16 protein-coding genes and 4 pseudogenes are annotated in these 16,821 nt (G+C 62.8%); 15 read left to right on the top strand and 5 right to left on the bottom strand.

Features of this window, described 5'->3' with window-relative positions; genetic code table 11:
• The 9 genes and pseudogenes from ACQKQA_RS26530 to ACQKQA_RS26490 form a co-directional block, all read left to right on the top strand.
• Positions 1 to 105 (top strand): annotated as a pseudogene (locus ACQKQA_RS26530) (GyrI-like domain-containing protein); the annotation flags it as partial.
• Positions 96 to 1,553: pseudogene (gene pstA, locus ACQKQA_RS26525) on the top strand (phosphate ABC transporter permease PstA); the annotation flags it as partial. The pseudogenes ACQKQA_RS26530 and pstA, both read left to right, overlap by 10 nt.
• A 175-nt stretch (positions 1,554 to 1,728) precedes the next feature.
• Positions 1,729 to 2,562 (top strand): phosphate ABC transporter ATP-binding protein PstB, encoded by an 834-nt coding sequence (gene pstB / locus ACQKQA_RS26520; protein ID WP_009051604.1) that lies wholly within the window; start codon positions 1,729 to 1,731, stop codon positions 2,560 to 2,562.
• Between the two features lie 120 nt (positions 2,563 to 2,682).
• Positions 2,683 to 3,444, top strand: a complete 762-nt coding sequence (phoU, locus tag ACQKQA_RS26515; RefSeq protein WP_427564038.1) for a phosphate signaling complex protein PhoU — start codon at positions 2,683 to 2,685, stop codon at positions 3,442 to 3,444.
• A 165-nt stretch (positions 3,445 to 3,609) separates the two neighbouring features.
• Complete coding sequence (locus ACQKQA_RS26510; RefSeq protein WP_427564036.1) at positions 3,610 to 4,575, top strand: response regulator; 966 nt, start codon at positions 3,610 to 3,612, stop codon at positions 4,573 to 4,575.
• 182 nt (positions 4,576 to 4,757) lie between these two features.
• Complete coding sequence (locus tag ACQKQA_RS26505; protein WP_427564034.1) at positions 4,758 to 5,009, top strand: hypothetical protein; 252 nt, start codon at positions 4,758 to 4,760, stop codon at positions 5,007 to 5,009.
• A gap of 158 nt (positions 5,010 to 5,167) precedes the next feature.
• A pseudogene (locus ACQKQA_RS26500) lies at positions 5,168 to 5,488 on the top strand (type II toxin-antitoxin system RelE/ParE family toxin); the annotation flags it as partial.
• 7 nt (positions 5,489 to 5,495) lie between these two features.
• The gene (locus tag ACQKQA_RS26495; protein ID WP_427564032.1) at positions 5,496 to 5,810 is read left to right on the top strand and encodes a helix-turn-helix domain-containing protein; all 315 of its coding nucleotides are present in this window, start codon (positions 5,496 to 5,498) and stop codon (positions 5,808 to 5,810) included.
• Positions 5,811 to 5,873: 63 nt separating this feature from the next.
• Positions 5,874 to 6,770, top strand: coding sequence for a peptidoglycan DD-metalloendopeptidase family protein (locus ACQKQA_RS26490; RefSeq protein ID WP_427564030.1), 897 nt, complete (start codon positions 5,874 to 5,876; stop codon positions 6,768 to 6,770).
• Positions 6,771 to 6,884: 114 nt separating this feature from the next.
• Here ACQKQA_RS26490 and ACQKQA_RS26485 read toward each other — a convergent pair whose 3' ends face one another.
• The 3 genes from ACQKQA_RS26485 to phoB all read right to left on the bottom strand — a co-directional run bounded on the left by ACQKQA_RS26485 (position 6,885) and on the right by phoB (position 10,404).
• Entirely contained in the window at positions 6,885 to 8,225 is a 1,341-nt protein-coding gene (locus ACQKQA_RS26485) for a hemolysin family protein (RefSeq protein ID WP_097306452.1), read from the bottom strand.
• 117 nt (positions 8,226 to 8,342) lie between these two features.
• Positions 8,343 to 9,635: a phosphate regulon sensor histidine kinase PhoR gene (gene phoR, locus ACQKQA_RS26480; RefSeq protein ID WP_427564040.1), complete on the bottom strand. Its 1,293-nt coding sequence runs from the start codon at positions 9,633 to 9,635 to the stop codon at positions 8,343 to 8,345.
• Between the two features lie 79 nt (positions 9,636 to 9,714).
• Positions 9,715 to 10,404, bottom strand: a complete 690-nt coding sequence (gene phoB, locus ACQKQA_RS26475) for a phosphate regulon transcriptional regulator PhoB (RefSeq protein ID WP_427564028.1) — start codon at positions 10,402 to 10,404, stop codon at positions 9,715 to 9,717.
• A 151-nt stretch (positions 10,405 to 10,555) separates the two neighbouring features.
• Between phoB and ACQKQA_RS26470 the strand changes: the two genes are divergently transcribed.
• Positions 10,556 to 10,939: a COG4315 family predicted lipoprotein gene (locus ACQKQA_RS26470; RefSeq protein ID WP_427564026.1), complete on the top strand. Its 384-nt coding sequence runs from the start codon at positions 10,556 to 10,558 to the stop codon at positions 10,937 to 10,939.
• Positions 10,940 to 10,993: 54 nt separating this feature from the next.
• On the opposite strand, the gene ubiA is transcribed toward ACQKQA_RS26470, so the two are convergent.
• Both ubiA and ACQKQA_RS26460 read right to left on the bottom strand, forming a co-directional pair.
• Entirely contained in the window at positions 10,994 to 11,884 is an 891-nt protein-coding gene (gene ubiA, locus ACQKQA_RS26465; RefSeq protein WP_427564025.1) for a 4-hydroxybenzoate octaprenyltransferase, read from the bottom strand.
• Entirely contained in the window at positions 11,884 to 12,447 is a 564-nt protein-coding gene (locus tag ACQKQA_RS26460; protein WP_427564024.1) for a chorismate--pyruvate lyase family protein, read from the bottom strand. The genes ubiA and ACQKQA_RS26460 overlap by 1 nt, the downstream gene beginning before the upstream one ends.
• A 216-nt stretch (positions 12,448 to 12,663) precedes the next feature.
• On the opposite strand from ACQKQA_RS26460, the gene ACQKQA_RS26455 reads away from it, so the two are divergent.
• The 5 genes and pseudogenes from ACQKQA_RS26455 to ACQKQA_RS26435 form a co-directional block, all read left to right on the top strand.
• Positions 12,664 to 12,831, top strand: coding sequence for a rubredoxin (locus tag ACQKQA_RS26455; protein ID WP_007930291.1), 168 nt, complete (start codon positions 12,664 to 12,666; stop codon positions 12,829 to 12,831).
• A 56-nt stretch (positions 12,832 to 12,887) separates the two neighbouring features.
• Positions 12,888 to 14,036 carry an NAD(P)/FAD-dependent oxidoreductase gene (locus ACQKQA_RS26450; protein ID WP_427564022.1) on the top strand — a complete coding sequence of 383 codons (1,149 nt, stop codon included), beginning with the start codon at positions 12,888 to 12,890 and terminating at the stop codon, positions 14,034 to 14,036.
• Between the two features lie 188 nt (positions 14,037 to 14,224).
• Positions 14,225 to 14,500 (top strand): HU family DNA-binding protein, encoded by a 276-nt coding sequence (locus ACQKQA_RS26445; protein ID WP_003213368.1) that lies wholly within the window; start codon positions 14,225 to 14,227, stop codon positions 14,498 to 14,500.
• 635 nt (positions 14,501 to 15,135) lie between these two features.
• On the top strand, positions 15,136 to 16,692 hold the full coding sequence (gene tssA, locus ACQKQA_RS26440; RefSeq protein WP_427564019.1) for a type VI secretion system protein TssA: 1,557 nt from the start codon (positions 15,136 to 15,138) through the stop codon (positions 16,690 to 16,692).
• A 23-nt stretch (positions 16,693 to 16,715) separates the two neighbouring features.
• A pseudogene (locus ACQKQA_RS26435) lies at positions 16,716 to 16,821 on the top strand (hypothetical protein); the annotation flags it as partial.

Below are 16,821 nucleotides of genomic sequence, written 5' to 3'. Positions count from 1 at the left end.
CGCACCTGCAATGCCGACGAACAAAAAACCGACAGCGCGCGGATCGGGCCGATGTGGGAGCGGTTCTTTGTCGAGGGCCTGTTCGACAGCATCGGCAGAAGGAAGAAGTGCCGCGGGCGCGGCTCAAGAGCGCCGGCCTGCCGGTGCCGGACGAAGGCCCGGAGTTCATGACCCGCGAGCTGATCAAGGTCGGCAACCGTGACCTGAACGGCAACGACTTCACCTGGATCGTCGGCGACTGGCTGACCAACCAGACCACGCCGCCGGAGCTGATGGCCATCGAGCGCCGCGAGTGGGGCAACTTCTACGGCTACCTGGTCAACGTCAAGGAAAACGGCAAGGTGATCGCCGAAGGCGAAGCCGCCTGGCCGGAACTGCAGGCGCGGATCGAGCGGGTGAACAAGCTGGCAGCCCAGCTCAAGACCCTGGAGAAGGTCGACATCGGTGCGATCAACTCCGGTCTGGAGCGGATCCGTCTGCACGGTCGCAAGCTGGAACTGGACGGCAAGCTCGATGCCGCCGCCCAGGCCGACATGGACAGCGAGCGCGCCGAGCTGAACGCCCGTTACCAGGAAGTCGAAGCGCGCCTGAGCGACCTGCATGCGCAGTTCAACCGCGACAGCCTGACCGCCCGCGATGCCAACGGCAAGGAACTGGAAATCGGCCTGGGCAAGGTGGTGCATGCCTACCAGCCGAACGCCATGGGCACCTTCACCAAGCTGGGTTTCTACTTCAGCAAGGTCTGGGAGTTCCTCAGCGACGACCCGCGTGAAGCCAATACCGAAGGCGGTATCTTCCCGGCGATCTTCGGCACCGTGATGATGACCCTGATCATGGCCATGATCGTCACCCCGTTCGGCGTACTGGCCGCGGTGTACCTGCGCGAATACGCCAAGCAGAACACCCTGACCCGGGTGATCCGCATCGCGGTGAACAACCTGGCGGGCGTTCCGGCCATCGTCTACGGCGTGTTCGGCCTGGGCTTCTTCGTCTATGTGCTGGGCGGTTCCCTCGACCGGCTGTTCTTCCCCGAGGCGCTCCCGGCCCCGACCTTCGGCACCCCGGGCCTGCTCTGGGCGTCGCTGACCCTGGCGCTGCTGGCGGTGCCGGTGGTGATCGTGGCCACCGAGGAAGGCCTGGCGCGGATCCCGCGTACCGTGCGCGAAGGCTCCCTGGCCCTGGGCGCGACCAAGGCGGAAACCCTGTGGAAGATCGTGCTGCCCATGGCCAGCCCGGCGATGATGACCGGCATGATCCTCGCGGTGGCCCGTGCCGCCGGCGAAGTGGCGCCGCTGATGCTGGTGGGTGTGGTGAAGCTGGCGCCGTCGCTGCCAGTGGACGGAAACTATCCGTACCTGCACCTGGACCAGAAGATCATGCACCTGGGCTTCCATATCTACGACGTCGGCTTCCAGAGCCCGAACGTCGAGGCCGCGCGGCCGCTGGTGTACGCCACGGCGCTGCTGCTGGTACTGGTGATCGCGGTACTCAACCTGTCGGCGGTGTGGATCCGTAACCACCTGCGCGAGAAGTACAAGGCACTGGATAGTTAATGGCCGCCCTACCTGTAGGAGCGAAGCTTGCTCGCGATGGGATCTTCCAGACGCAGACAGTGCGTTGGGTTCCCCCTCGCTTCGCTGGCAAGCCTCGCTCCTACAGAGAAGGCGCCACCGCAGGCCTTTTCGCCGCGGCCCACTGAAACGAATTTGTTAGCGCAGGGAGTTACCCATGCAGCAAGAAGCACATACCCACGGCATCAATATGTCGGCCCTGGGCCGCGACAAGCAGAGCCTGAGCCTGGAGCAGGAAACCGTGGCCATCGAAGTCCCGGGCCTGAGCCTGTTCTACGGTGAAAAGCAGGCGTTGTTCGACGTCAGCATGAACATTCCGAAGCAGCGCGTGACCGCCTTCATCGGCCCGTCCGGCTGCGGCAAGTCGACCCTGCTGCGCACCTTCAACCGCATGAACGACCTGGTGGACGGCTGCCGCGTGGAAGGTGAGATCAACCTCTACGGCAACAACATCTACCGCAAGGGCGAAGACGTGGCCGAGCTGCGCCGCCGGGTGGGCATGGTGTTCCAGAAGCCCAACCCGTTCCCGAAAACCATCTACGAGAACGTGGTCTACGGCCTGCGTATCCAGGGCATCAACAAAAAGCGCATCCTCGACGAAGCCGTGGAGTGGGCGCTCAAGGGCGCGGCGCTGTGGGACGAGGTCAAGGACCGCCTGCACGACTCGGCACTCGGCCTGTCCGGCGGCCAGCAGCAGCGTCTGGTGATCGCCCGGACCATCGCCGTGGAGCCGGAAGTGCTGCTGCTCGACGAGCCGTGCTCGGCACTCGACCCGATCTCCACCCTGAAAGTCGAGGAACTGATCTACGAACTGAAATCCAAGTTCACCATCGTGATCGTGACCCACAACATGCAGCAGGCCGCCCGGGTCTCCGACTACACGGCGTTCATGTACATGGGCAAACTGGTGGAATTCGGCGACACCGACACCTTGTTCACCAACCCGGCGAAGAAGCAGACCGAAGACTACATCACCGGTCGTTACGGCTAGCAGGGCAGCCGCAAGCGTCGAGCTGCAGGCGGCAAGAAAGAAGCGGTGCGATATCAGGATCTACACATAACTGCTTGAAGCTTGCAGCTTGAAGCTTGCAACTTTCGCGGAGCGAACCAGATGATTTCCAAAGAAGGCCTTACTCACCACATCTCCCAGCAGTTCAACGCCGAACTCGAGGAGGTGCGCAGCCACCTCCTGGCGATGGGCGGGCTGGTCGAGAAACAAGTCAACGATGCCGTCACCGCGCTGATCGAGGCCGATTCGGGGCTCGCCCAGCAGGTGCGCGAGATCGATGAACAGATCAACCAGATGGAACGCAACATCGACGAAGAATGCCTGCGCATTCTCGCTCGTCGCCAGCCGGCGGCTTCCGACCTGCGGTTGATCATCAGCATCTCCAAGTCGGTGATCGACCTGGAGCGCATCGGCGACGAATCGACCAAGATCGCCCGTCGCGCCATCCAGTTGTGCGAAGAAGGCGAGGCCCCGCGTGGCTACGTGGAAGTGCGGCATATCGGCGACCAGGTGCGCAACATGGTCCGCGATGCGCTGGATGCCTTTGCCCGTTTCGACGCCGACCTGGCGCTGTCGGTGGCCCAGTACGACAAGATCATCGACCGCGAGTACAAGACCGCGCTGCGTGAGCTGGCCACCTACATGATGGAAGACCCGCGCTCTATCTCGCGGGTTCTGAGCATCATCTGGGTCCTGCGTTCCCTGGAGCGGATCGGTGACCACGCACGCAACATTTCCGAGCTGGTGATCTACCTGGTGCGCGGCACCGATGTGCGCCATATGGGCCTGAAGCGGATGAAGGAAGAAGTTGAAGGCACAAGTGCCGAATCCGCTAATGTTCCGGGTGAAGCTGACGATAAGTAAGGTTGCCCGAAGAAGCGCCCGGCCTTTTGGCCGGGCGTTTTTGTTTACGGGATCGAACTTGAAAAGCAGCGCCCGCGAACGAAAAGTCCTGGCGTGACTGAAGAGTTTTGGCAAAGTGCCATCAGTAAAGCGTTATGCTAGCCGGGATTTTTTAAGGGGTGGTCGATGAGTAAGGTAAGTGTGTTGGTGGTGGATGACGCTTCGTTCATTCGTGACCTGGTGAAGAAATGTCTGCGCAACTACTTCCCTGGCATCAAGATCGAAGACGCCATCAACGGCCGTAAAGCCCAGGCCCTGCTGGCCCGTGAAGCGTTCGACCTGGTCCTGTGCGACTGGGAAATGCCGGAAATGTCCGGCCTGGAGCTGCTGACCTGGTGCCGCAGCCAGGAGTCCATGAAGGCCATGCCGTTCGTCATGGTCACCAGCCGTGGCGACAAGGAGAACGTGGTACAGGCCATCCAGGCCGGCGTCTCCGGCTACGTCAGCAAGCCGTTCACCAACGAGCAGCTGCTGACCAAGGTCAAGCAGGCGCTGAACAAGGTCGGCAAGCTCGACACGCTGATGAACAGCGCACCGACCAAGATGAACTCGGCCTTCGGCAACGATTCCCTGAGCGCCCTGACCGGTGGCAAGGCGGAAGTCGTAGGCACCGCGCCGGCTGCGGCCGCGGTGGTCAATCCGTTCGCCAAGCCTGCCACTGTCGCGGCTCCGGCTCCGGCGGCAGCCCCTTCCCGGGGCCTGCTCAACAGCCCGCCAGTCAAGGCGCCAGCGCCTGCCGCCGCGGCCTCGGGCGGTCGTGGCCAGGGCCAGTTGCGTCTGCCTGGCGGCACCCAGCAATGCGTGATCAAGGCCCTGAGCATCAAGGAGGCGCTGCTGGTGGTGAAGCGCAGCGAGAACCTGCCTCAGGTGCTCGACAGCGCGGTGCTGGACCTGGAGCAGGGCGACAACGCCGAAGTGGCGCGTCTGAACGGCTACCTGCATGCGGTGGTGGCCTATGAGCCGAAGCCGGACAGCGAGTGGCTGCAGCTGACCTTCCGTTTCGTCGACCAGGACGCGCAGAAGCTCGACTACATCTCCCGCCTGATCGCCCGGGGCACGGCGCAGAAGCACTTCGTTCCTGGCGCGGGCTGAGGCGCTTTCGTCGCTGCTGATGGGTGTCGTACCGCTCGACACCCTGTAGCCGCGGCCGAGCCTGCGATAGGACCGCAGGTCCTCCAGCACTCTTGAGATCCGGCGCCCCCTGCGGGGTCGATCGCAGCCTCGCGGGGCTCGGCAGCGGCTACAGAGGTTGCGCGGATTTTCAGGATCCCCGCATGGCCCTTTGTTCCATCTCTGACTTCCTTTCGTTTTGCCGATCGATCCGGATCAGCGCCGGCCTGTACCTGAATGCCGCGCGAAACCTGCTGCAAACACTTTCCCGAACCCCGCCTTTGCCCTCCGATGACGATGGCTTGGGGCATCCGCGCCTGGCGTCGTATTGGGTGCCGGATAATGGCTGCGATGGGCTACAGACCACGCAGCACAAGGCGCTGGGGGAGGGCGGTGGTTTGATGCCGTGTGTCTGATTCCTGGTGTTCAAGGTTGATTTATATCTATATGGATATAAATTGTGCTCTGTGCTTTCGGCTGTTCTCGTATCTGGCCATGCTTTGAAACAACCCGGCTGCACGCTGTGGCAGTCGGGTTGTTTAACCTCTCTGCTGTCAGCAACGGGAGAGGTTCGATGCCTAGGCACAAGGATGTGGTGTTTGTCGGGAGCGCGCTGCGGGATCTCCGGGCTTTTCCGCTGGATGCGCGAAGAGCCGCGGGTTTTCAGCTGGATCTGTTGCAGCAGGGCGAGCACCCCTATGACTGCCGGTCGATGAAAACCGTGGGGCCGGGGGTGTTCGAGATCAGGATCAGCGAGGACTCAGGGGCGTTTCGGGTGTTTTACGTGGCCAACCGGCCTGCGGCGATCTATGTGCTGCACGCCATGCGCAAGACCAGCCGCCGGACCGAAGCGCGGGACATCGAGCTGGCTCGGGCCAGACTTCAGGAGATAAGTTCACACCATGACCGATCACATGCATACCGCGCGTTTCACCAGTGTCTGGGACGCGCTCGAAGGTTCGCCCCAGGAAGCCGCCAACATGCGCCTGCGTTCCAAGCTCATGCTGGAGCTGGGCAAGACCATCAAGGCCTGGGGTGTTTCGCAGAAGGAGGCCGCCAGGCGGCTCAATATCACCCAGCCGCGCCTCAACGACGTGCTCAGCGGCAAGATCAGCAAATTTTCCCTGGATGCGTTGGTGAACCTCTCCGACGCCGCGCAACTGCGCGTCGATATCCATTTCGGTTCGTCGGGTGCGGAACCTCTGGCATCGAGCTGATTCATACAAAGTCCATTTAGGGCTGCTAGCCTCACGTAAGGACTTTTTCCAAGAATCTTGCCCATGCTCACACGCTTGCTGTTTTCCTGCGGCTTGTGGGTGGTTGCCACCTCGGCGGTGGCCATGACCATCTACAAGTCCACCGATGCCAACGGAGTGGTGTCCTACAGTGACCGTCCCACGCCAGGCGCCCAGGTATTCGTGTTTCGCGATCGGATGGTCGAGCATCTGGAGCGCCAGGTGCGCGTGGATATCGAGAAGAGCTGGGGCGTCGACAGCATCTATGTGCGTAACGAGCTGCATGCGCCCGTGGAGATCGAGCTGGGGTTTACCGGCTTGAAGAACGTCCGTGGCGCACCCAAGCAACCGATTCGCCGGGTCCTGCCGGCCCGCAGCCGACAGCGCCTGGCGCTGCTCATGGCCACGCAGGCGGGCAAGCCGCTGATCTATGTCCCGCAGTTCCGTTATTCCCTGGGCGACCCCTCAGGGGCCACCCAGGCCTATCGTTACCCGTTGCCCTGGCGGGGCGGACCGTTTCGCCTGACCCAGGGCGCCAACGGCCAGTACAGCCACTACGGCCCCAAGAGCCGGTATGCCATGGACATCGCCATGCCCGAGGGCACGCCGATCATCGCCGCGCGTGCCGGGGTGGTGGTGAAGACCGAGAACCGCCAGAGCGGGCGCGGCACCGACCCGTCCGGCAACTTCGTGCGGGTGCTGCACAACGACGGCACCATGGGCGTGTACCTGCACCTCAAGCGCGGCTCGGTGAGCGTGCGCGAAGGCCAGCGGGTCGTGGTGGGCAGCCCGCTGGCGTTGTCGGGCAACACCGGCAACAGCAGTGGCCCGCACCTGCACTTCGTGGTGCAGCGCAATACTGGCCTGGGGCTGGTGTCGATTCCCTATCAGTTCAACCAGCCGATAGGCAGCCTGCCGAACTTCGCGCTAGGCGGGAAGTAGCCGGGAAGTAGGCGGGGAGAAAGGTGGGATGGCGGTATTTCGGGAGATTATCGCGAGCAACTCGCTCCTGCAGGCAGATGCCGTTCATTGCAGGAGCGAGCTGTCAGGCCTTGCTCAATCGAGCATCAGCACCTTGGCCAGGACGATTTTCGGGCCTTTCATCTTCTTGATGATGATGCGCAGGCCTTCGACTTCCATGACCTCTTCTTCTTCCGGGACCCGTTTCAGGGTCTCGTAGACCAGGCCGGCGAGGGTTTCCGCCTCGATATGGTCCAGGTCGATGCCCAGCAGGCGCTCGACCTTGAACAGCGGGGTGTCGCCGCGCACCAGCAGTTTGCCGGGCTGGTAGGCGAGGATGCCGCGCTCGGCCTTGCGGTGTTCGTCCTGGATATCGCCGACCAGCACTTCCAGCACGTCTTCCATGGTCAGGTAGCCGATGATCTTGCCGTCGGCTTCTTCCACCAGGGCGAAGTGCGAACCGCCTTTACGGAACTGCTCCAGCAGCTGCGACAGCGGCATGTGCCGGGACACGCGCTCCAGCGGGCGGGTCAGCTCGGCCAGGTTGAACGATTCCGGGATATGGTCCAGCGCCGCCAGTTCCAGCAGCAGGTCCTTGATGTGCAGCAGGCCGACGAACTCGTTGCGCTCGCTGTCGTAGACCGGGTAGCGGCTGAACTTGTGGCGGCGGAACAGGGCGAGGATCTGCTTCAGCGGGGCGTTGAACTCCACGCTGATCAGGTCTTCCCGGGAGTTGGCCCAGTCCACCACTTCCAGCTCGCCCATTTCCACGGCCGAAGCCAGGACGCGCATGCCCTGGTCGCTGGGGTCCTGGCCACGGCTGGAGTGCAGGATCAGCTTCAGTTCTTCACGGCTGTAGTGGTGCTCGTGATGCGGGCCGGGCTCGCCCTGGCCGGCGATACGCAGGATGGTGTTGGCGCTGGCGTTGAGCAGGTAGATCGCCGGGTACATCAGCCAGTAGAACAGGTACAGCGGCACCGCCGTCCACAGCGACAGCAGTTCGGGCTTGCGGATGGCCCAGGACTTGGGCGCCAGCTCGCCGACCACGATGTGCAGGTAGGAAATGATGAAGAAGGCGGTAAAGAACGACACGGCCTTGACCACTTCCGGCGAGTCCACGCCCACGGCGCTGAGCAGCGGCGCCAGCAGGTGCGCGAAGGCTGGTTCACCGACCCAGCCCAGGCCCAGGGAGGCCAGGGTGATACCCAGCTGGCACGCGGAGAGATAGGCATCCAGCTGGCTGTGTACGGTGCGCAGGATCTGCCCGCGCCAGCCGTTCTTATGGGCGATGGCCTCGACCCGGGTCGAGCGCAGTTTGACCATGGCGAACTCGGCGGCTACGAAAAAGCCGTTGAGCAGAACCAGGAGCAGTGCAAAAAGAATCATGCCGAAGTCGGCGAAAAGAGACGCGAGGGTAAAACCAGGGGAAGGGTCCATGATGGGGTTTTGCGGGTTCCGTGTATTCGAAAAAGAGAGAAATGCGCGGCCACAACGACAGGCGCAAGCCAGCCAATGTAGCGGCTGGCAGGGCGATTGCCTAGTGGCGCGTGGCTGTCAGCGCTGGTCGGTCAGGGTGTCGGCGCGGAATCTTTTCATCTGGGCCGGGGCGAAATGGCAGGTGAATGTGCTGCCGTGGCCCGGCACGCTGCTGATTTCCAGACGTGCCCGATGGCGCAGCAGCACGTGCTTGACGATGGCCAGACCCAGGCCGGTGCCGCCGGTGTTGGAGTTGCGGCTGGAGTCGACCCGGTAGAAGCGTTCGGTCAGGCGCGGCAGGTGCTTGCTGTCGATGCCGATGCCGGAGTCCTGCACGCTCAGGTGCGCGCCTTGCTCGTCGCCCCACCAGCGGATGCGGATGCTGCCTTCGGCCGGGGTGTATTTCACGGCGTTGAACACCAGGTTGGAAAAGGCGCTGCGCAGTTCCGCCTCGCTGCCCTTGAGCTGGATAGCCGCATCGGCCTCCAGGGTAATGCGCTGGTTGCGCTCCCCGGACAGGGCCTGGGCATCGCTCTTGATCGACTGCAGCAGTACATCGATCGGCACCGGATGGTTGTCCGACGGGTAGTCGGTGGCTTCCAGCTTGGCCAACAGCAGCAGGTCGTTGAGCAGGGTCTGCATGCGCCCGCCTTGCTGCTGCATCTGCTGCAGGGCGCGGTTCCAGCGCGGGTTCAGTTCCTCGACGTTGTCGAGCAGGGTTTCCAGGTAGCCGCAGATCACCGTCAGCGGCGTGCGCAGTTCGTGGGACACGTTGGCGATGAAGTCCTTGCGCATCTGTTCCAGCTGGTGGATGCGGGTCACATCGCGCACCAGCATCAGGTGTTCATTGTTGCCGTAGCGGGTGATGTACAGCTGGATGCGCACGCGGTCGTTGGTCGGCGAGGGAATTTCCAGCGGTTCGTTGTAGTTGTCCTGCTCGAAGTACTCCTTGAAGCGCGGATGGCGCACCAGGTTGGTCACCGGCTGGCCGCTGTCCTGTGGAGTCTTCAGGCCCAGCAGGGTTTCCGCGGCGCGGTTCCACCACTCCAGGTTGCCGTCGCTGTCGAGCATGATCACCGCGTCCTTGAGCGCCGCGGTGGATTCCTGGACCCGGTCGATCACCGCTTGCAGGCGCCCGCGCACCCGTTGGTCGCGGCGTTGCAGGTGATAGATGCTGTCGAATACCTCGCCCCACAGGCCGTAGCCGTCGGGCGGAGCTTCGTCGGGCTGGTGCAGGCGCAGCCATTCGTGCAGGCGCAGCAGCTGCTTGAGGGTCCAGGCCAGATAGACCCCCAGGCCGATGGCCAGGCTCCAGCCGTAGTACCCGCTGATCAGACCCACCAGCAGGCAGCCGGTGATCAACAGCAGCATGTGGCGAATCAGGGTGCCATGCCAGTTCTGGTTCACTTAACACGCGTCCTTGTAAAGCGTCTGGCGAAGAGGCCCGGCTTCAGGCCTTGGTGGAGAAACGGTAGCCGGTGCCGCGCACGGTTTGTACCAGATTCTCGTAGGCGTCGCCCAAGGCTTTGCGCAGGCGGCGGATATGCACGTCGACGGTACGCTCTTCGACATACACGTTGCCGCCCCAGACCTGGTCCAGCAACTGGCCACGGGTGTAGGCGCGTTCCTGGTGGGTCATGAAGAATTGCAGCAGGCGGTATTCGGTCGGGCCCATCTCGGCCGGTTTGCCGTCGATGGTCACCCGGTGGCTGATCGGGTCCAGCAGCAGGCCGCCGACTTCGATCGGCGCCTCGCCGTCGGTCGGGCCGGCGCGGCGCAGCACGGCTTTCAGGCGGGCTACCAGCTCGCGCGGGGAAAAAGGTTTGGTGATGTAGTCGTCGGCGCCGACTTCCAGGCCCTGGATCTTGTTGTCCTCTTCGCCCTTGGCGGTGAGCATGATGATCGGGATGTCGCCGGTCAGCTCATCGCGTTTCAGGCGGCGGGCCAGCTCGATGCCGGAGGTGCCGGGCAGCATCCAGTCGAGCAAGATCAGGTCGGGCTTGCGGTCGATGATGATGGCATGGGCCTGCTGGGAGTTCTCCGCCTCCAGGCAGTCGTAGCCGGCCATTTCCAACGCAACGGCGATCATTTCGCGAATGGGCGCTTCGTCGTCAACGATCAGAATGCTCCTGCCAACCATGCTTGTTCCTCTTGTCATTTAACTGTCTTGCGCCGCATTAGATAACGGAATTATTGCAGTCGTGTGACAGTATTTTAGGTGCTGCGGCAGGGGCTGCATTCGTGGACTAAGCTTTGGGTCCGATTCCTGACAACCACAAAAGAAGGTTTCTATGACTCAACTGAAGCAATCCTGGAAAGCCCTGTTGGTGAGCGCCGCGCTGGCCCTGCCGGGGCTGGCGTCCGCTGCGGACCCGGCGATGACCAAAGACGGCATGTTCGTCGATCACAAGGGCATGACCCTGTACACCTTTGCCAAGGATGCCGGCGGCAAGTCCATGTGCAACGACGCATGCGCCACCAACTGGCCGCCTCTGGCGGCTAAGGCGACCGACAAGTCCATGGGCGAGTGGACCGTCATCAAGCGTAACGACGGCTCCATGCAATGGGCCTACGACGGCAAACCGTTGTACACCTTCATGATGGACAAGAAAGCCGGCGACATGACCGGCGACGGCAAGATGGATGGCGCCTGGAAAGTGGCCAAGCCTGATTGACCGCCGCGGGCAAGCCTCATTTGCAGGCGCGAGGCTTGCCCGCGATTCCGATCCTCAGCGAACCGCGTAATCCAGGACTATTCCCAGGAAAATCGCCAGCCCCGCCCAGTGGTTATGTAGAAAGGCCTTGAAGCACTTCATCCGCTCGCGATCGCGGGTGTACCAGAACTCCCAGGCAAAACAGCCGGCCGCCACCAGCAAGCCCAGGTGGAACCAGACCCCCAGTTCGAAGCGCGCACCCGCCAGCAGCAGGCACGCCAGCGCCAGGCCCTGCAGGCTCAGGATGATCACCCGGTCGGCTTCGCCGAACAGGATCGCGGTGGATTTCACCCCGATCTTCAGGTCATCGTCGCGGTCGGTCATCGCGTAATAAGTGTCGTAGCCCACGGTCCACAGCAGGTTGGCGATGAACAGTAGCCAGGCGACGGCCGGCAGTTCACCGGTTTCGGCGGTGAAGGCCATCGGGATGCCCCAGGAGAAGGCCGCGCCCAGCACCACTTGCGGGTAATAGGTGTAGCGCTTCATGAAGGGGTAGGTCGCCGCCAGCGCCAGGCCGCCCAGGGACAGCCAGATAGTTGCCGCGTTGGTGCATAGCACCAGCAGGAAACTGATGAACATCAGCACGGCGAAGAACACCAGGGCTTCCCGGGAGCGGATCTTGCCGCTGGCCAGCGGACGCTGTTCGGTGCGCTTCACATGGCCGTCGACCTTGCGGTCGGCCCAGTCGTTGATCACGCAGCCGCCGGCCCGGGTCAGGGTCACGCCGAGCACGAAGATCACGATGTTGGCCAGCGATGGCGAGCCTTTCCCGGCAATCCACAGGGCCCAGAGGGTCGGCCAGAGCAGCAGGTAGATGCCGATCGGCTTGTCCATGCGGGTCAGCTGGATAAAGTCCCAGGCGCGCGGGTTCAGGCGGTTGAGGGATTTGAGCAGGCTCTGGTACATCAGCGGTTCTCCGGCTGGGCGCCGACGGCGCGCCACAGGGACGGCAGGAAGATTTCGGCGACCAGCACGCTCAGCGTCCCGCGGTCGAAGCGCGAACGCCGGGCCCAGAGGCCATCGGCCTGGGCTTCGGCGGGCAGCCACGGGCGGGGGTAATGGCAGACTTCGATGGGGCGCCGCGCAAAAGCCTGGTCGCAGAACAGCAGTTCACCCAGGGAGCGGCTGCCCAGTTCGTCCAGGTTCAGTCCGCCGCTCTCCAGGGCGCTGCGGGCCGCCACGCTGCGGGCGAACACCCAGGCCTGGCCGCGCCCGCGCAGATAGGTCTCGCGGACCCAGCCCTGGCTGGCTGGCGGCAGGTCCAGCACGGCGCATTCGTCGTCACGCAAGGTCTGCCAGCCTTCGACCAGCGGCGTGATGCTGAAACCGTCATCGGAGAGCCGGGTCAGGCGCCGGGTCAGCGAACCTTCGTCGAACAGCCAGTCGAGGGTTCGTGCGTCGGGGAGGGGAGCCAGGCGGCTTTGCGAGCGCCAGTCCGGGGTGGAAAATGGAAGCGTTGAGTGCGGCACAGTGGGTCGTTATTGGCAGCAAATGAGGTCGCGAGCTTACCATGGCGGCCGTGGATTTTTCCGGAACGCAGTGGCAGCCCGTGGCAAACGTGCTTGCATCCGCCGGTACTCATCAGTACAAAACGCGCTGGGCCGGGCGCGCCTTCCTGGCGTCATCCAGAGTCGATTCATCGACCATCCTGCCGGCAACAGCCTGAAACCTGAGGAAACGCGTAAATGAAGAAGTGGCAATGTGTGGTCTGCGGCCTGATCTACAACGAAGCCGATGGCTGGCCAGACGACGGAATCCTGCCGGGTACCCGCTGGGAAGATGTGCCTGAAGACTGGCTCTGCCCGGATTGCGGGGTCGGCAAGATGGATTTCGAAATGATCGAGATCGGCTGATCCCGGTCTGCGAGTTCCCCCGGACTATGGGGGCCCCTTAATTAAAGGAGTAATGAATGAGTGCACCTGTCGTCATCGTGGGAACCGGGCTGGCCGGCTACAACCTGGCCCGGGAATTTCGCAAGCTCGATAGCGAAACGCCGCTGCTGCTGATCACCGCGGATGACGGGCGTTCCTATTCCAAACCGATGCTGTCCACCGGCTTTGGCAAGAACAAGGAGGCCGACGGCCTGAGCATGGCCGAGCCTGGGGCCATGGCCGAGCAGTTGAAGGCCGAGGTGCGCACCCACACCCGCATCAGCGGTATCGACCCTGGCCACAAGCGCCTGTGGATCGGTGAGGAAGCGGTGAACTACCGCGACCTGATCCTGGCCTGGGGCGCGGAAACCGTGCGTGTACCGGTAGAGGGCGATGCCGGCGAGCTGATCTTCCCGATCAACGACCTGGAAGACTACGCGCGCTTTCGCGCCGCTGCGGCCGGCAAGCGCCGGGTACTGCTGCTGGGCGCCGGCCTGATCGGCTGCGAGTTCGCCAACGACCTGATTCTCGGCGGTTATGAAGTGGACCTGGTGGCGCCTTGCGAGCAGGTCATGCCAACCCTGCTGCACCCGGCGGCCGCCGCCGCGGTACAGGCCGGGCTCGAAAGCCTGGGCGCCCGCTTCCACCTGGGGCCGGTGCTCAACCGCTTGCAGCGCACGGCGGACGGGCTCGAGGCGCATCTGTCCGACGGCCAGGTCATCGCCTGCGACCTGGTGGTCTCGGCGATCGGCCTGCGTCCGCGCATCGACCTGGCAGCCGCTGCAGGGCTGATGGTCAACCGTGGGGTGGTGGTGGACCGTCATCTCAAGACGTCCCACGCCAACATCTATGCCCTGGGCGACTGCGCCGAGGTCGATGGGCTGAATTTGCTGTACGTCATGCCCCTGATGAGCTGTGCGCGAGCGCTGGCACAGACCCTGGCCGGCAACCCGACGGCGGTCAGCTACGGCCCGATGCCGATCACCGTGAAAACCCCGGTCTGCCCGTTGGTGGTGTCGCCGCCGCCACGCGGTCTGGAAGGCGTGTGGACGGTCGAAGGGCAGGGCGCCGACATCAAGGCCCTGTGTCGCGATGCCGGCGGCAAACTGCTGGGTTATGCCCTGACCGGCGCCGCCGTCATGGACAAGCTGGCGCTGAACAAGGAGCTCCCCGGCTTGTTGGCCTAAATACTGGTCGTTCTGTCGGAATAATCGTGCGTTTGCCACTACAAAGGTCGCGCAGAGACTGGCGCCACTCCTAACCGCGTGCCATCCTCACACCCGTCTGCCGCAGAGTAGAGCCTGCGGCGCCTTGGGCGCTGTTCCGGAAGAACAGCACGGACATAACAACAAAAAACCGTCAAAGAGGCTTCACTATGCGTAAACCAGAACTCGCTGCTGCAATTGCTGAAAAAGCGGATCTGACCAAAGAACAGGCCAACCGCGTTCTCAACGCCGTTCTCGAAGAAATCACCGGCGCCCTGCACCGTAAAGACAGCGTCACCCTGGTGGGTTTCGGAACCTTCCTGCAGCGTCACCGTGGTGCCCGTACCGGCAAGAATCCGCAAACCGGCGAGCCGGTGAAGATCAAGGCCAGCAACACCGTAGCCTTCAAGCCAGGCAAATCGCTGAAAGACAGCGTCAATCCATAACTGTTGCGAACTCCCTGGATAGCGGGGAGAACCGTATTGAAAAATGGGCAAGCCGAATAATTCGGATGCCCATTTTTTATGGGCGACTGTTCGGCATATAAAGAAGAGAGTGTGCTGCGCAAGTTTTGAGGGGCTCATCTGTACTGTTCAAAAAACATACAGATTGCCAAGTGGCGAACTAGCATCAGTGGTGCCATCATATTGGTGGCACTTCCTGAAGTTGCCCGATGTTTTCTCCGACTGAACTTTTATAAAAGTTCAGAATTAAGATTATTCCTACCCCTGGCACTTTCCGACACTGCCCGGCATTGCCCCTTAATCATTGGGCCAATCTCTGGTTCATATCACGCAGCGCTCTGGCTCGCGGCTTCCGGCGCCTCTGGTTGGAATAGGGATTCAACTGATGGTCTAAGGGGAACCCCTGTCATATATAGGGCAATCTCTTACGAGTCGCCTATGACAGTTCGTCTTGTTGTTCGAGGCGATGCTTGCTAGTGGCCATCATACTGATTACGATGCGCCCTCTTGAAAGAGCAAGACTCAATTGGATGAGTAGAAGCAATTGCTCTTTGATACTGTCCGGCACGTCGAAAGTCTCGCGTGCGTATAGACCGTAATCACCAAAAAGGCCATGGATGTCCTACTCAAGTAAACTTTCTGCCCATTACCTCGAACTCGCCAAGGCCTCTATTTCCAAAGAGAGTTTTGCGGGCGAGGACGTTCGCTTCTCCAGCGAATACGAGGCGCTGGAAAGCGAGCTGGGCAAAGCCCAATCCATGCATGAAAGCGGTCAGATCGACTGGCTGAAAATCCTCGAAAACAGCGAAGCGCTGCTGCGTACCCAGTCCAAGGATCTGCGGGTCGCCGCCTGGCTCACCTGGGCCTTGTACCAGCGCGAATCCTTCCCCGGCCTGTTGGCCGGCGTTGGTCTCTTGCAGCACCTGTGCGAACAGCACTGGGCGCACATCCACCCCGCCAAACTGCGTACCCGCTCCGCCGCCATCGGTTGGCTGGTGCCGCGTCTGGAGCAGGTGCTGGGCGAAAACGTCGCGGTCAAGGAGCAGTTGCCGCTGTTCCGCCGCCTGGTGGAGCACCTGGAAGGGCTCGATGCCGCGCTCACCCAGCACCTGGGTGACGACGCGCCCCTGCTGCTGCCGATCTGCCGCCGGCTGTCGACCATGATCCAGCGCGCCGCCGATAACCAGCCGGAGCCCGGCGCCGTGGGCGCGGTGGTGGCGCAGGTCAAGCAGGCCGCGACCCAGCTGTTCACCCCCGGCGCGCCTATCGACAACGAGAAGGAAGCGCAGAAAGCCCTGCGTGCGATGCAGGAAAGCGCCCGTCCGCTGAACGCCTGGTGGCTCAAGCAGAAGGCCACCGATGTGCGTGCCCTGCGCCTGAACCGCACCATGCTGTGGCTGCCCATCGACGCCGTTCCCGAACGTAATGCCGAGCAGGTCACCGCATTGCGCGGGCTGCCGGCCGACAAGCTGAAGGCCTATCAGGAGCGTTACGCCAACGGGCAATACGCGGACCTATTGGTGGAGCTCGAAGCCAGCCTGGCCCGGGCGCCGTTCTGGTTCGACGGCCAGCGCATGGTCTGGGAATGCCTGCAGGGGCTGAACGCCGACCAGGCGATGCGCGAAGTGGAGTTTCACTTCGCGCTCCTGCTGCAGCGTCTGCCGGGCGTGGTCGAACTGCGTTTCCACGACGGCGCGCCCTTCGCCGATCCGGCCACCCGCAGCTGGATCAGCGCCCATGTCATGCCCCATCTGCAAAGCGCCAGCGCGCCGCGCAAGGTCGAGACCACCACCGTCCAGCCGGCCTGGGAAGAAGCCCTCGAAGAGGTCTTGCCGATCCTGCGCAAGGACGGCCTCAAGGCCGCCGTGCAGGTTCTCAAGCAAGGCCTGCAGAACGCCCACGGCGGGCGCGTGCGGTTCTTCTGGCAGCTCAGCCTGGCGCGGCTGTGCTTCATGGCCAAGAAATACGAACTGGCCAAGACCCAGCTGGAAACCCTCGACCAAGAATTACAGAGCTCGGGCCTGCACGCCTGGGAGCCCGATCTTGCGTTGGAAGTGCTGCACCTCCTGCATAGCTGCTGTGAGTTGTTGCCGCAGAACCACGCAGTGCGAGAACGCAAGGAAGAGATTTATCGCAGGCTGTGCCACCTCGACCTCGAAGTGGTACTCGAATAGGCCCCAGGGCCACAACCGCAAGGAGAAAAGCCATGGCCATCATCAAGGCCGTGCGCGGTGGCTGGCCAGAGCGTCGCCTGGTGATGGTCTACCAGCCGCACCGCTTCAGCCGGACCCGTGACCTGTACG

Source organism: Pseudomonas sp. NPDC089530, assembly GCF_050280705.1.
Taxonomy (GTDB): domain Bacteria; phylum Pseudomonadota; class Gammaproteobacteria; order Pseudomonadales; family Pseudomonadaceae; genus Aquipseudomonas.
The sequence above is the reverse complement of the archived record's forward strand: the minus strand, read 5'-3'. Positions and strand labels throughout refer to the sequence as shown.

Bases quoted from the DNA above. Each gene is read 5' to 3' on its own strand.
- ACQKQA_RS26495 (WP_427564032.1), top strand. From the start codon at position 5,496: ATGACCGATCACATGCATACCGCGCGTTTCACCAGTGTCTGGGACGCG.
- ACQKQA_RS26470 (WP_427564026.1), top strand. From the start codon at position 10,556: ATGACTCAACTGAAGCAATCCTGGAAAGCCCTGTTGGTGAGCGCCGCG.
- pstB (WP_009051604.1), top strand. From the start codon at position 1,729: ATGCAGCAAGAAGCACATACCCACGGCATCAATATGTCGGCCCTGGGC.
- ACQKQA_RS26445 (WP_003213368.1), top strand. From the start codon at position 14,225: ATGCGTAAACCAGAACTCGCTGCTGCAATTGCTGAAAAAGCGGATCTG.
- phoU (WP_427564038.1), top strand. From the start codon at position 2,683: ATGATTTCCAAAGAAGGCCTTACTCACCACATCTCCCAGCAGTTCAAC.
- ACQKQA_RS26490 (WP_427564030.1), top strand. From the start codon at position 5,874: ATGCTCACACGCTTGCTGTTTTCCTGCGGCTTGTGGGTGGTTGCCACC.
- ACQKQA_RS26450 (WP_427564022.1), top strand. From the start codon at position 12,888: ATGAGTGCACCTGTCGTCATCGTGGGAACCGGGCTGGCCGGCTACAAC.
- phoB (WP_427564028.1), bottom strand. From the start codon at position 10,404: ATGGTTGGCAGGAGCATTCTGATCGTTGACGACGAAGCGCCCATTCGC.
- ubiA (WP_427564025.1), bottom strand. From the start codon at position 11,884: ATGTACCAGAGCCTGCTCAAATCCCTCAACCGCCTGAACCCGCGCGCC.
- ACQKQA_RS26510 (WP_427564036.1), top strand. From the start codon at position 3,610: ATGAGTAAGGTAAGTGTGTTGGTGGTGGATGACGCTTCGTTCATTCGT.
- ACQKQA_RS26505 (WP_427564034.1), top strand. From the start codon at position 4,758: ATGGCCCTTTGTTCCATCTCTGACTTCCTTTCGTTTTGCCGATCGATC.
- tssA (WP_427564019.1), top strand. From the start codon at position 15,136: ATGTCCTACTCAAGTAAACTTTCTGCCCATTACCTCGAACTCGCCAAG.
- phoR (WP_427564040.1), bottom strand. From the start codon at position 9,635: ATGCTGCTGTTGATCACCGGCTGCCTGCTGGTGGGTCTGATCAGCGGG.
- ACQKQA_RS26455 (WP_007930291.1), top strand. From the start codon at position 12,664: ATGAAGAAGTGGCAATGTGTGGTCTGCGGCCTGATCTACAACGAAGCC.
- ACQKQA_RS26485 (WP_097306452.1), bottom strand. From the start codon at position 8,225: ATGGACCCTTCCCCTGGTTTTACCCTCGCGTCTCTTTTCGCCGACTTC.